Origin of the sequence: Paenibacillus sp. oral taxon 786 str. D14 (assembly GCF_000159955.1) — a bacterium.
Lineage (GTDB): Bacteria > Bacillota > Bacilli > Paenibacillales > Paenibacillaceae > Fontibacillus > Fontibacillus phoenicis.
In genome coordinates this window covers 351,351-364,159 of the sequence record NZ_GG695971.1, presented here as the reverse complement: position 1 = coordinate 364,159, position 12,809 = coordinate 351,351, and the positions used below count along the sequence as shown (strand labels likewise).

General features: G+C 53.7%; 13 protein-coding genes and 1 pseudogene. 3 read left to right on the top strand and 11 right to left on the bottom strand.

Annotated elements, in window-relative coordinates; all coding sequences use genetic code 11:
• From POTG_RS04665 to POTG_RS04630, 8 genes are all read right to left on the bottom strand, one after another.
• On the bottom strand, positions 1–901 hold a 901-nt coding region (locus POTG_RS04665), incomplete at its 3' end, for an amino acid ABC transporter ATP-binding/permease protein (RefSeq protein ID WP_036644178.1).
• Complete coding sequence (cydD, locus tag POTG_RS04660) at positions 898–2,634, bottom strand: thiol reductant ABC exporter subunit CydD (protein WP_009223650.1); 1,737 nt, start codon at positions 2,632–2,634, stop codon at positions 898–900. The genes POTG_RS04665 and cydD, both read right to left, overlap by 4 nt.
• Complete coding sequence (gene cydB, locus POTG_RS04655) at positions 2,634–3,650, bottom strand: cytochrome d ubiquinol oxidase subunit II (RefSeq protein WP_028539189.1); 1,017 nt, start codon at positions 3,648–3,650, stop codon at positions 2,634–2,636. Before cydB ends, cydD begins: the two co-directional genes overlap by 1 nt.
• On the bottom strand, positions 3,637–5,046 hold the full coding sequence (locus POTG_RS04650) for a cytochrome ubiquinol oxidase subunit I (RefSeq protein WP_009223648.1): 1,410 nt from the start codon (positions 5,044–5,046) through the stop codon (positions 3,637–3,639). Before POTG_RS04650 ends, cydB begins: the two co-directional genes overlap by 14 nt.
• Positions 5,047–5,228: 182 nt before the next feature.
• Positions 5,229–5,609, bottom strand: a complete 381-nt coding sequence (locus POTG_RS04645) for a nitrous oxide-stimulated promoter family protein (RefSeq protein ID WP_332306491.1) — start codon at positions 5,607–5,609, stop codon at positions 5,229–5,231.
• Positions 5,596–7,266 (bottom strand): hypothetical protein, encoded by a 1,671-nt coding sequence (locus POTG_RS04640; protein ID WP_009223646.1) that lies wholly within the window; start codon positions 7,264–7,266, stop codon positions 5,596–5,598. The genes POTG_RS04645 and POTG_RS04640 overlap by 14 nt, the downstream gene beginning before the upstream one ends.
• Before the next feature lie 3 nt (positions 7,267–7,269).
• Positions 7,270–8,058, bottom strand: a complete 789-nt coding sequence (locus tag POTG_RS04635) for an ABC transporter ATP-binding protein (protein ID WP_009223645.1) — start codon at positions 8,056–8,058, stop codon at positions 7,270–7,272.
• A gap of 135 nt (positions 8,059–8,193) precedes the next feature.
• On the bottom strand, positions 8,194–9,657 hold the full coding sequence (locus tag POTG_RS04630; RefSeq protein ID WP_009223644.1) for a catalase: 1,464 nt from the start codon (positions 9,655–9,657) through the stop codon (positions 8,194–8,196).
• Positions 9,658–9,940: 283 nt separating this feature from the next.
• Between POTG_RS04630 and POTG_RS04625 the strand changes: the two genes are divergently transcribed.
• Positions 9,941–10,774, top strand: a complete 834-nt coding sequence (locus tag POTG_RS04625; RefSeq protein WP_009223643.1) for an aldo/keto reductase — start codon at positions 9,941–9,943, stop codon at positions 10,772–10,774.
• 85 nt (positions 10,775–10,859) lie between these two features.
• Here the strand turns inward: POTG_RS04625 and POTG_RS23025 are convergent.
• A pseudogene (locus POTG_RS23025) lies at positions 10,860–11,012 on the bottom strand (Gfo/Idh/MocA family oxidoreductase); the annotation flags it as partial.
• 157 nt (positions 11,013–11,169) lie between these two features.
• Between POTG_RS23025 and POTG_RS23020 the strand changes: the two are divergent.
• Positions 11,170–11,298 carry a DUF4023 family protein gene (locus tag POTG_RS23020; RefSeq protein WP_016314269.1) on the top strand — a complete coding sequence of 43 codons (129 nt, stop codon included), beginning with the start codon at positions 11,170–11,172 and terminating at the stop codon, positions 11,296–11,298.
• A gap of 83 nt (positions 11,299–11,381) precedes the next feature.
• Here POTG_RS23020 and POTG_RS04615 read toward each other — a convergent pair whose 3' ends face one another.
• Positions 11,382–11,567, bottom strand: coding sequence for a hypothetical protein (locus POTG_RS04615; protein WP_009223642.1), 186 nt, complete (start codon positions 11,565–11,567; stop codon positions 11,382–11,384).
• A 209-nt stretch (positions 11,568–11,776) separates the two neighbouring features.
• Here POTG_RS04615 and POTG_RS04610 point away from each other — a divergent pair, with 209 nt between their 5' ends.
• The gene (locus POTG_RS04610) at positions 11,777–12,286 is read left to right on the top strand and encodes a hypothetical protein (RefSeq protein ID WP_009223641.1); all 510 of its coding nucleotides are present in this window, start codon (positions 11,777–11,779) and stop codon (positions 12,284–12,286) included.
• A 35-nt stretch (positions 12,287–12,321) separates the two neighbouring features.
• Here the strand turns inward: POTG_RS04610 and POTG_RS25300 are convergent, their stop codons facing one another.
• Complete coding sequence (locus tag POTG_RS25300) at positions 12,322–12,504, bottom strand: IS3 family transposase (protein WP_083791409.1); 183 nt, start codon at positions 12,502–12,504, stop codon at positions 12,322–12,324.
• Positions 12,505–12,809 lie beyond the last annotated feature (305 nt).

Here is a 12,809-nt window from a genome sequence, read left to right as displayed (position 1 = left end):
TGCGCTCCACCGCTTCGGACACCGGCAAGAACGCGTCCGACAGCGGGAACACGATCAGCACAAACGCCGCAATCAGCGTGGCATCGATCCGACCGGCCGCCGCTTCGCCGCCGGCCCAATACACCATCGATACGACGACGAGGCCCACGACGAAGTGGCCGATAAAGCTGCGCCAGCGGGCCCAAGCCCGCAGCTTGCGGTCCTTGCGCGCCACCGCGACCTCATCCTCCGCATAGGAAGCAAGGAACTCCGCCGAACGGCCGCTGATCACCCAATCGCCGATCCCCATGACGGCATCGGTCAGCTTCTGGTACAGCCCGTTCCGTTCTTGCTTGACCTCCTCGTTCGTCCGCTTCGTCAACCGCAGCGAAATGTACGGGAGCACGACGACGAGCACAAGGATATACGCAGCTAACAGCAGTGAAAACGTCACGTCGAACACACCCATGGCCACGATCACGGCCGCATAGAGGATCAACGCCACTACGCTCGGAAAGACGGTGCGGATATACACGTTCTGCAACTGCTCAATATCATCGGCAAGGGCGCCAAGAATATCGCCCGTCCGGAATCGGGAGCGGATGAACAAAGCCTGCGGTTCCAGCACGCGATAGAGCCGCACGCGCATTTTCGCCAAAATCCGCAGCACTGTGTCATGTCCAACCAACCGTTCGACATAATGAATCACCGCCCGCCCGATCCCAAACGTGCGAACGCCAACGATCGGTACATACACAAGCAAGATATTATAGGGCTGCAACGCCGATTTCGAGATCAAGAAACCGGAAGTGAACATCAACATCCCGGCGGAAACCAGCGTTAACACGCCCAGAATCAGATATAACGCAAACCGGCCGCTATACAACCGAAAATAAGGCCGAACCCAGGACTCCTGCTTCATTTGATCTCCTCCCGCTGCGCCGCCGCTAACCGATAATAAGCTCCGCGCTTGGCCATCAGCTCGGCATGCGTCCCTGCCTCAGCCACTCGGCCCTGCTCCATGACAACGATCCGATCCATTTCGCGCATCCAGTGCAGCCGATGGGTCGCCAAAATCACCAGCTTCCCTTCAAACAGAGGCAGCATCGTGTTCTTCAGCTCATATTCCGTCTCGATGTCCAAATGCGCCGTCGGTTCATCGAGCAAAATCACCGGCCGCTTACTAAGCAAAGCCCGGGCCAGCGCCACACGCTGCTCCTGACCACCGCTCAATGGACGACCACCGCCGCCAATCCGCTCGTTTAGCCCGCCCGGCAAGCTGCGCACGAGCCCGTCCAGACCGGCTGCCTTCACCGCGCGCTCCACCTCTTCCCGCGTGGCTTCCGGCGCATTAAAGCGGATATTTTCCTCCAAGCTCCCACTGAAAATATACGGTTTCTGCGGGATGTAGGTGATTTGCTCCCGCCAGCCCTGCGCACTCAAATCCCCCAGTTCGGTGCCGTTCAGCACCAACCGGCCCGAAGTTGGCCGCAGAAAACCGCCAAGCACATCGATCAATGTCGATTTGCCGGCCCCGCTTTCGCCGATGATGCCGATTTTGCCCATGCCGCCCAACGTCAGGTTCACCTCGGCTAAGGAAGGCTTCGCTTCCTCCTCGTGAACGACTCCAATCCCGCGCAGGCTCAGCGTGCTTTCCGGCCCCCACGTCCAGTTCATTCCTGCAGGAACCGGTGCCGCCTTCGCTGCCTCCTCATCCGCGGCAGCAATGATCTCGTTCATGGCTTCGCCTGCGGCCTTCCCGTCTTGGGTAGCATGGAAGTCTGCACCTACCATCCGAACGGGCAGGAAATACTCCGGCGCCAGAATTAGTACGGTTAAGGCCGGCAGCAATACCATCTCCCCATTCACCAATCGAAGGCCCAGGCTGACCGCCACCGAAGCGACGGATAACATCGTAAAGAAGTCCAAGGCAAACGAAGACAGAAAGGCAACCCGCAACGTCTTCATCGTCGCCGACCGGTACGCATCGCTAACCCGGTCGATGGATGTGATGTGCGATTTGCTGCGCCCCAAGAACTTCAGCGTCTCCAGCCCGCGCAGCGAATCCACGAAATGGTTCGACAACGTCCGGTACGATTTCAACTGCCGCTCAGTCTGCTTGCGCGCCGCCAGCCCGATCAGGATCATAAAGGCGATCAGAATCGGCATCGTAATCGTCAGGATGATCCCGGAAGCCAGATCGAGCTTATACACATAAGCCAAAATCAAGATCGGGGTGATTCCCGTGGCCAGCATGCGCGGCAGGAACAATTCCAGGTAATTGCGATACTTGGTCACCCCTTCAAGCACCAACGTCACCAAATTCCCGGTTCCCGCGGTCCCGGCAAAACGCGGCCCCAGCTGAAACAACTTCTCCAGCACCCGCTCCCGCAAGCTTCGTCCCGTCTCTTCGGCAAAAGCATACGCTATTTTCTGCTGCATCATGCCGCAGCCCTGACGGACGATAAAAGCAAGCAGGAACAAGCCGGCCCCGCCGGCTTGTTCCTGCAGCTTGGCCCCGGCAAACAGGGCGGAGATCACCTCCGCCAACCATTTGGCCTGCCAGATGATTGCAAAGCTCTGAACGAGGGTCAGCAAGGCCATGATCATCATGACCTGCTTGATCCCCGCGATTTTCATTAATCCGCGTCCCATTAATATTCTAAATGCTCCTTCTCGTGTACGCGTTTATGGAATACGAAATAGCTCCATATTTGATAGCCTAACACGAATGGCAATAAGCTGCATGCGACGATCGTCATGACTTTCAGCGAGTAGTGGCCGGAAGAAGCGGTATCGATCGTTAAGGAGAACGCATCGCTAATCGAGCTGACCATCACCCGTGGGAATAGCCCCACAAATACCGCAGCAATCGACAAAGCGATCATCGCACCGGTCATGCCAAACGCCCAGCCGTCTTTTTGCTTACGAATAAACCAGCCTGCCAGGACAAAAGCAACGACGCCCAGTACAGCCACCAGGCTGATCAGCAAGCCGCGCACTTCAAATACGTCGGTTTCGAAGTACGTCAGCACGCCAAAGATCACGAACAGGGCGGCCAGCGGAATAAGCAGCTTGTGAGCCAGCTTACGGGCACGTTCTTGCAAGCTGCCGGTCGTCCGCAAGGAGGCAAACAGCAGCCCGTGAACGAGGCACAGCATCACAACCGTGATCCCGCCGATCAACGTGTACAGGTTCACCATATCAAACAGTCCGGCCTTCATTTCCATGTCTTCGCCAATCGGCAAGCCCTTCAGCAGGCCGGAGAACACAACGCCCAGCAGGAACGGAGGCAACAGGCTGCCGAGGAAGATCGCCCAGTCCCAGGTGCCTTTCCATTTGCCGCTGTCCACCTTGCCGCGAAACTCAAAGGCAACGCCCCGCGCAATCAAGGCGAGAAGCAAAACGACAAGCGGTGTATAGTAGCCGCTGAACAACGTGGCGTACCAGTTCGGAAAAGCGGCGAACATCGCGCCCCCGGCGGTCAGCAGCCAAACTTCGTTCGCATCCCAGAACGGGCCAATCGAGTTGATCAGAACCCGGCGTTCCATATCATTCTTGGCCAAAAACTTGGTGCTCATTCCCACCCCGAAGTCGAAGCCTTCCAAGAAGAAGAACCCCACAAACAACACCGCGACAAGGACAAACCAAAGCTCATTAAGAGACATGATATCCCTCCTTACCAAATGGATCCCCGACCTGATCACGGCTGGTGATGGCGATCTCATTGGGTCCTTTCTTGATCACTTTCACGAACAAGTAAGCCATCACCGCGCCAAGCGCCCCATAAATGAGCGTGAAGGCAATCAGGGAGAACAGAATTTGTCCGCCGGTGACGCTTGGCGATACGCTATCCGCGGTCTGCATCAAGCCAAATACCGTCCATGGCTGACGCCCGATCTCCGTCATAATCCAGCCGGAGGTGTTCGCAATAAACGGCAGCGAAATCGACCACAACATGACACGGTAGAACCAGTTGTTTTTGGGGTTCTCAAGCTTTTTGCGCCATGCCAAATACGTTCCGTACATCCCAAGCACGATCATCAAACAGCCGGCGAGAATCATGATCCGGAAGCTCCAGAAGGTCGTCCGTACCGGAGGAATGTAGTCGCCAGGACCATAAGTTTGTTCATATTCGGCCTGCAGCTCGTGCATGCCTTTAACCTCACCGGAGAACTTACTGTAAGACAGGAAGCTCAGCAGGTAAGGAATTTTAATCTCAAAATTGTTCTTCTGATCATTTGAATCAATATGAGCATACAGCGTCCAAGGAGCAGGGTCGCCCGACTTGCCCCATAGCCCTTCGGAAGCCGCCATTTTCATCGGCTGCGTCTTCACCAGGTACTGCGCTTGTTGGTGACCAAACATCGCCGTAGCGAACGAAGCGATCAAGGCTACGATAATGCCGATCGTGAACGATTTTTTGAAGAACGCCACATCTTGACGTTTCATCAGCTTATATGCGCTGACCCCAGCGATCAAGAAAGCGCCTGTGGCAAAAGCACCCAACACCGTGTGCGGGAATTCCACCCACAGCTGCCCGTTGCCGATCAGAGCGAAGAAGTCGTTCATCTCCGCGCGGCCGTTGTTGATCTCGAAACCAACTGGACGTTGCATAAACGAGTTTGCGGCCAGAATCCAGAACGCCGAGACGGTCGTCCCTAAAGCAACCAGCCAAATGCACAACAGGTGCACTTTCTTGGACAGACGATCCCATCCGAAAATCCACAATCCGATAAACGTCGATTCCATAAAGAAAGCAAACAACGCTTCTACCGCCAGCGGTGCCCCGAAGACGTCACCCACAAAGCGTGAATAATCCGACCAGTTCATCCCAAATTGGAATTCTTGAAGAATCCCCGTCACGACCCCTACCGCAAAGTTGATAAGGAACAGTTTTCCCCAAAACTTGGCCATCCGTTTGTATTCTTCTTTGCCCTTCACAACGTACATCGTCTCCATGATGGCAATCAGCAGCACAAGGCCGATGGACAAGGGTACGAAGAAGAAATGGAAAATCGTTGTCACCGCAAACTGAAGGCGAGCAAGCACAATCGGATCCAGCATTTCTTTTCCCCTACTTTCAAATAATTATTATCTAATGTGAATTCTATCACTGATCCATGAAAACGAACGGGGAAAAAGTAATAATTTTGTGACAGAAATCACATGAGAAATGTCACAATTCCGAACATGGCCTGAAACCCGCATCAGATCAACGTTTTTTGAGGGTCGTACAATTTATGACATTACTGTGAATGGCCCTTCTTCACGCCATCGAGGAGGTGCATCAGGGTTAACACCGGGTGCCGCCACAGCATCCGCGGTCCGGCAAAAGCCATCACCCGGCGAATCCGCTCCCGCTGGACCGGCGCATAACAATGCACAGGGCACGCCAGGCACGTGGTCTTGCCTTCACCAAACCGGCAGCGGTCAAGCCGCTGCTCAGCATATCGGTGAAGCTCGGCGCACTCGTCGCATAACAACACTGTCGCAGGATGATGAACCGCTGCGCGCCTGTGGGTCCGCTCCCTGTCGCCATGTTCCTTACGACAATATAAGGCGATCATTCGGGTCACAGTATTCTTTTCCCGGCGAATTCGCGGCCCGTTGTTCTTAGTCATTGCCATCCGGTCTTGCCACCTTCTTCGTTCCCTGCGTCCGAAAAGCCAGTCTCCATCCCAGCCATGTCCCTGCGATCATCAGCAGCCCGTAGGCCACAACCCCAAACGGAAGCGACGTTGCAAGCCAATGCAGCAAGCCAAATCCGCCGAGCAGCAGCATCAACCCCATGAATACAAAGGATTGGTTTTGCTGCCCCGCCGCTTCAAAGGGTTCAGAGAAAGGTAGTCCCTTGCGCATGCATAGGAAACAAAAAATCGCGTAAGCAAACATCGCGAGTCCTGCCACAATCAAGTCAGGGATAATGGACGCTCCGAACAGCACGGCAAAAATCGCCGCCTCCACCACATACAAAGGCAGCATAAGCCGAACCAAGCTCGCCAGCAAGGCCCCTTTGTAAATAGACGCTTCGCTGGTGATCGGGGCGGTCCGGTAGATCCAAGCCGCTTTATATCGGGAGGAGTAACGCAGCATCATGATGAGCGTTGGCAGCATAATCCCGCTAAAATAAATGAACAAATACGAACGGGAACCGGAGATCCCTTCCAAGCCCTGATCGAGTCCGTTCGAGAATAAGAAGATGAAAGGAAACACGATAGAGAAGCCCAGGGAAGGGTACACCTTCAGCTTAAACTCACGCTCCGTTCCCAGCATCGACCAGGTGAAACGGAAAAAGGCGCTCTCCTGCGGCGTGGAGCATAGCCAATCGGAGATTCGGCGCAGCATCTTCCCCGACCGCTGCCCGCTCTTCGCGCTGGGTTCTGCCAGCTTCTGCAGGTTCCGCTCCAACGCCGGCATCAGCTTCAGGTACAGCAGGAACGCGGCCAGCGGAACAACGACGGACAGCACCGCCAGACCGGCATACGTCATACCTTCGCCCGGGTGAAGCAGCGTTTGGAAGGAAGCGCCCACCCATACCGGCGGCACCAGGTACTGCCACCACGCCGGCTTGAAGACGATGTCCATCTCCGTGAAGTCGAACAGCCGGACCAACACCTGATAACCTACCGCAATCGTGATTGTCATCCCGATTTGCACGTAATTGATCATATCCTTCAGCTTCTCACCGTCAAAAAACCGCAGCACGACCAAATACAACAGCGCGGTTAACACCACGATCAACAGATCCATCAGGATCAGCTCCAGCAGCATCAGAGCAAAGAACCCGATCCCTTGCCGGAATAATCCGACCGCCAGCGGAATCACCGCAATGGCTCCGGTCAAAAAGAACAAATAAATAAAAATATGTACCGTCTTCGCCATCGTGAGCGTGCGGCGGTTGATCGGCTTCGTCGCCAAAATGCTCCGATCCCGAATATCCAGCAGCACCGAGGAGAAATCGGAGATCATCGAAGTCATGACCATAAACATCATAATGCCGAACAAGATGCTCATCTGAAACAGCAGATTGTCCCCCATCAGCACGAACATCGAGCTAAATCCGCCAAACAGGACGTACAACCACAGCGAGCGCAGAAACTGGTTGCTCTCCGCGGTATCCTGTTTCCGCTTCTGATTTGAACTTTTGGCCAGCGTAGGCTTCCTTCTCGCATCCATCGCCAGCTTTACCTGAACGATTCGGCGCATCACCGAATAATCCACGCCCATCTTCTCGAATGCACCACGGAACCGGTCCAACACTAGCAAGCTCTTCATTTCTTCCATCCGCTACACCTCTTGCACGATCGATACAAGCCGGCTGGCAATATCCTGATGCTCATTAAATCCGGTCAACTGGTTGAAGATCTGTTCCAGCGAACCTTCATGGTTCTGGGCCTTTAACTCGTCAAAGCTGCCGTCGGCCACAATGCGTCCTCCGTCCAGCAGGACGATCCGGCTGCTGATCTTCTCGACCACGTCCATGATATGAGAGGAGTAAAAAATCGCCTTGCCTTGCGACGCCAAGAGAGCAAGCACTTCTTTAACGACCATGACACTGTTGGCGTCAAGCCCGCTCAGAGGCTCGTCCAGGAACAGCACGTCCGGATTATGCAGCAGGCTGGAAATCAGCAGCACCTTTTGCTTCATGCCCTTAGAGAACGTTGAAATTCGGGAGTTAAAAACGTCACCGAGGCCAAATTCCGTCATCATTCGCCGGGATTTCATCTCTGCGTCATCGGCGGATAAGCCGTACATCTCGCCAATGAAGGTCAAGTATTCACATGCCGTCAACGTATCGTAAAGCTCGGCGATTTCCGGGACGTATCCGATACGCTTCTTGTAGCTAACGTCGCCGTCACCGGGATTTTGGCCAAATACCCGGACCTCGCCTTGATACCCTTCGACCAAGCCTAGCATAATCTTGACGGTCGTGCTCTTGCCCGCCCCGTTGGGCCCGATGTAACCGATAATCTGACCCGGATACACCTCCAAATCCACGCCGTTCAGAACGTGATGTCCCCCATAGCTCATGCGCAAATCCGTCAGCTTAATCACTGGATCCTTTGTTGTCATCATCGATTCAACTCCTTTCTACTGCTCTCATTTTACCATACATTTCCTCACGCCCGCGGCTGAAATCTTCACACAAAAAGGCACCTCCCGATCCCAAAAGGTACGGAAGATGCCTTCTTTATATAAAAGGGATATCGATTATCCCTGAGCATTGGATGGAATAAAGCCACTGATATCTACGCCAAGACCTTGCGCCAGGCGCATGCCGTATTCTTTGTCAGCTCGGAAGAAGTTGCACACCGCGCGCAGCTGAACTTGCTCCGGTGTCTGCTTCAAATCGTTCACCAGGTTGGAGATCAAATGATCCTTCTCCTCAGCCGTAAAGCTCCGGTACAGCTCGCCTGCTTGCGTAAAATCATCCGTTTTGGCGATTCTCTCGCGGCCGATATTTCCGCTGACTGGCACTACGCTGTCACGATAGGCCGGATCTTCCTTCGGGCTGGAGTCGAAGCTGTTCGGCTCGTAATTGATTGGAGACGGATCCTGCTTCACGTTCATGAAGCCGTCCCGCTGATGGTTGCGGACCGGGGCATACGGGCAGTTGATCGGGATTTGCAAATAGTTAGCACCAAGCCGGTAACGCTGGGTATCCGGGTAAGAGAACAACCGGCCTTGCAGCAGCTTATCCTCGGACGGTTCGATGCCAGGTACGAGCACGCTTGGCGAGAACGCCGACTGCTCAACTTCCGCGAAGAAGTTCTGCGGATTACGGTTCAGCGTCATCGTGCCGATTTTGATCAAGGGATAGCTGTCTTCCGGCCATACCTTCGTGGGATCCAGCGGATCGAAGCCCCAACGATCCAGATCCTCCACTGGCATGAGCTGTACATTCAACTCCCACTGCGGGAATTCCCCGCGCGCAATATGGTCGTACAGGTCGCGAGTCGCATGATTGAAATCTCGACCTTGTACTTCTTGAGCTTCCGCCGCCGAGAGGTTCTTTACCCCCTGCTTCGTTTTCCAGGTGTATTTGACGTACGTGATCTTGCCTTCGGCATTGATCCACTTAAATGCATGCACGCCAAAGCCGTCCATCTGGCGGTAATTCGCCGGCGTCCCATAGTCCGAGAACACCCAGGTCATCATATGCGTCGATTCGGTGGACAGAGTCATGAAATCCCAATACCGCGCCGGGTCTTGGATGTTCGTGTCCGGAGCCGGCTTCAGCGAGTGCACCATGTCCGGAAATTTAATCGCGTCGCGGATAAAGAAGACCGGAAGATGGTTACCCACCAAATCGTAGTTGCCTTCCTCCGTATAAAACTTCACCGCAAATCCCCGCGGGTCACGCGCCGTTTCCGGAGAGCCTTGCCCGTGAATGACCGTAGAGAAACGGACGAACACCGGAGTTTCGCGTCCTACCTCCTGCAGGAAATGAGCTTTCGTGAACTCCTTCATGCTGCGCTCGGTAACAAATACCCCATGGGCGCCTGCCCCCCGGGCATGCACGACGCGTTCCGGAATCCGTTCGCGGTCGAAATGGCCCAGCTTCTCCAGCAGATGGTAATCCTCCAACAGTGTAGGGCCGCGCTGCCCTACCGTCCGAGAATTTTGATTATCGCCTACCGGAGCTCCCGTATTCGTTGTCAGCCGGTTATCCATGAAATCATCCCTTTCGATTTATTATTACACTAAGACTTATTCTAAAAACTATAATAAATAGTACCATGCCCCCCCTCTAAACTGCATGAAGGTTCCATGAGGGGTTGATGAAGATTGTTCAGCTGCCTTCTTTTTACCCTCCATTATTGAGAATATGGGAGGACCTGCGTGAGTATGTTAATTCTGTGACATCTGTCGTCTGAAGTCATTTGAAAAATGTACCAATTGATGCTATACTCTCCCTGAAATTAGGAAACATTCACCAAAGAAGGAGCGACGCGTCATGGAATTCATCACTTTAAATAATGGTTTACAGATGCCGCAGCTAGGGTTCGGAGTTTGGCAGGTGCCTGATGAGGAGGCTACGGCCGCAGTCGCCAAGGCGCTGGAGGTAGGTTACACCTCCATCGACACGGCGATGATCTACCGCAACGAGGTGGGGGTCGGCAAGGCGATTAAGCAGTCCGGTATCCCTCGTGAGAAGCTGTTCATCACCACGAAAGTATGGAACAGCGACCAGGGTTACGACAGTACGCTCCGAGCTTATGACGAAAGTCTGGCTAGACTTGGTCTCGATTATGTCGATTTGTACTTGATTCACTGGCCGATGCCAAAAGTCGACCGGTACGTGGAAACCTACAAGGCGTTGGAGAAGCTGTACCGCGATGGACGCGTTAAAGCGATTGGCGTATGCAATTTCGAAATCGAGCATTTGGAGCGTCTGCTGAATGAAACGGAAATTAAGCCGGTGTTGAACCAGGTGGAATGCCATCCGCACCTGACTCAGACCGAATTGAAAGCGTTCTGCGCCAAGCATGATATTTACATCGAAGCCTGGAGCCCGCTGGAGCAAGGCGGTGAGGTGCTGACCGATGCGGTGGTGAAGTCCATCGCCGAAGCCCATGGTAAGACGCCGGCACAGGTTGTCCTCCGCTGGCATCTGCAGAACAATACGATCGTGATCCCGAAATCGGTCACCCCGTCTCGGATTGAGGAGAACTTTAACGTGTTCGACTTCCAGCTGTCGGACGCTGAAATGGAGCAGATTAGCGGCTTGAACCTCAATCGCCGCAAAGGCTCGCATCCGAACGACATGTACGTTGGTAAGCCGGAATAAGGCTTCTGTCCAAATACAAAAACGCGGGTTGCCTGAGCGCTCTCAAGCAAACCCGCGTTTTATTTTTCAAATCTATAACTCGACCGTACATAAACGCTTCTGCCAGCAGGACCCCGGCTTTGTCCGCGGCCGCTGCCATTTCCTCCGCCTTGGCGGCCGTCAACGCCAGCGGCTTCTCGCACAATACATGTTTGCCCGCTTCAGCGGCACGAATCGCCCATTCCTTATGCAAGTGGTTCCGTGGTTGTCCCCTTCATTGTACATGTCCGAAGAAGGCAAGTATAGAGCATCCCGACCTGATGAAAAAGGCATGAACGGGGTATAGTAATCCAGAAGAGTCGGATCTATGTGGATCTGCAACCTACCCTATTTCAAGCAAGGAGACGATCAACCTCATGGAAAATCTGCACGAATTCGTCGAGAAGGTTCACGATCAACAGGAGAAGCAAGCCAAAAACAAAAAGCGCGGGCACGGCAACCCGGCCGGCCAGCTTCCAACCAAGCAGCACGGCACGCAAAAATAACATCAAAGTATCTTAGCTACTTCAAGATGGCATCGCCGAAAAAAGCCGCTCACAATCCTGTGCAGCGGCTTTCGGCTTTCGGCTTATCCCTCGTACTTATCATGGCCGGAAATGTATTCGTTCAGCGTCTCTCCGCCTTCAGTGCTATGGTTCTTGATCGTCGCCAAGCGTCCGTTCTGCGCTTCTCCGCCGTTACCGGTCGTTTGATTCTGCCCGTTGCTGCTGCCGTTTCCGGTGCCCGGCTTGCGATGCTGCTTGTTATTTCCCATGTTGTTCTAACCTCCTCAGTAGGATCTGATGGATGGAAAGGCCGCCCTGCCTGTTCCTTCGGTTAGCGTTTCTTCCCCGGGCTGTTTTTATTCCAAGGCAGGGGAACTGGACTAAAGTCCAGCTCTTGTCTCCCCCAGAGACTGAAGTCTTCTTTCGGCTTTTGTAGTATGCTGATCACAGATAAGTACATAAACAAAGGAGTTTGCGTATGAATTGGAATAAAAAATCATGGATTGGGCCCGTGCTCATCCTGCTAGGCCTCTATCTCTTCTTCTTCCGCAAGGAAGCGATCAGCGCGGGAACGCTGTTCGGCACCTTCTGGCCGACCTTATTTGTCCTTCCGCTCGGTCTGTTCTTCCACTGGTTGTATTTCTCGGTCGTTGGGCGCAAGGCAACCGGGCTGCTCATCCCCGGGGGAATTCTCTTCACCGTCGGGCTCGTCTGTCAACTTTCAACATTATTTGACAGCTGGCAGTACCTGTGGCCCGGCTTCATTCTGGCTCCGGCCGTGGGGTTGTTCGAGTTTTACTGGTTCGGGAACCGCAATAAATACCTGCTGATCCCGATCAACATTTTGACCGTGCTTTCGTTATTGTTCTTCGCCGTCTTCTCGCTGGGCGCGTTGTACAACCGCCTGATCTTCGGCCAACCGTTATTAGCGATTGCCTTGATCGCTATCGGTGCAGGGCTGATGATTGCGCCGAAGCGACGGTCTTAACGCCCCCCTTCATGCAAAAAAAGCAGAGTGAATCTTCAGGGACTGGGGACTATCCCCGTTTGTGAGACAGGGATCAAAGCACCTCTCAAGATTAAACAGCCAGTTGTCGGAAATGAATCGGTGACTGGTTGTTTCCGTACACATTTGTGGTTTACCGGACACTTCATCCGGAGCAAAGCAGCGATTTTTCGGTATCCATAGCGATATTTATGCCGGATTCAGAGTTCGCGAATTTTCACTACCATGTGGTTCTCGAGTTTATTTTCTCCCTTGCCTTCAAGCGATAGTAAGTGGCGCGAGGGATTCCGATCCAGGCGCAAGCTTGTTGCACACTCACTTCTCCTCGAATCGACTCAATCCACTCTATTACAATCTTTGACGATGCCCCCTCTCCATCTCGTTGTACTTTTTTAGCAGCTCTAGTTGTTGTTTCACAAACCGGTTCTCCGCCTTAACCTTCCCTAATTCCGAGGTATGTTCGGGTCCTTTGCCATAGCTGTATTGTTTACCTACTGGCTGCTCT

Coding starts and splice junctions, on each gene's coding strand:
- POTG_RS04635 (WP_009223645.1), bottom strand. CDS start 8,058: ATGATGACAACAAAGGATCCAGTGATTAAGCTGACGGATTTGCGCATG.
- POTG_RS04615 (WP_009223642.1), bottom strand. CDS start 11,567: ATGGGAAATAACAAGCAGCATCGCAAGCCGGGCACCGGAAACGGCAGC.
- POTG_RS04650 (WP_009223648.1), bottom strand. CDS start 5,046: ATGCTGGATCCGATTGTGCTTGCTCGCCTTCAGTTTGCGGTGACAACG.
- POTG_RS04645 (WP_332306491.1), bottom strand. CDS start 5,609: ATGGCAATGACTAAGAACAACGGGCCGCGAATTCGCCGGGAAAAGAAT.
- cydD (WP_009223650.1), bottom strand. CDS start 2,634: ATGGGACGCGGATTAATGAAAATCGCGGGGATCAAGCAGGTCATGATG.
- POTG_RS04625 (WP_009223643.1), top strand. CDS start 9,941: ATGGAATTCATCACTTTAAATAATGGTTTACAGATGCCGCAGCTAGGG.
- POTG_RS04640 (WP_009223646.1), bottom strand. CDS start 7,266: ATGGAAGAAATGAAGAGCTTGCTAGTGTTGGACCGGTTCCGTGGTGCA.
- POTG_RS04610 (WP_009223641.1), top strand. CDS start 11,777: ATGAATTGGAATAAAAAATCATGGATTGGGCCCGTGCTCATCCTGCTA.
- POTG_RS04630 (WP_009223644.1), bottom strand. CDS start 9,657: ATGGATAACCGGCTGACAACGAATACGGGAGCTCCGGTAGGCGATAAT.
- POTG_RS23020 (WP_016314269.1), top strand. CDS start 11,170: ATGGAAAATCTGCACGAATTCGTCGAGAAGGTTCACGATCAACAGGAG.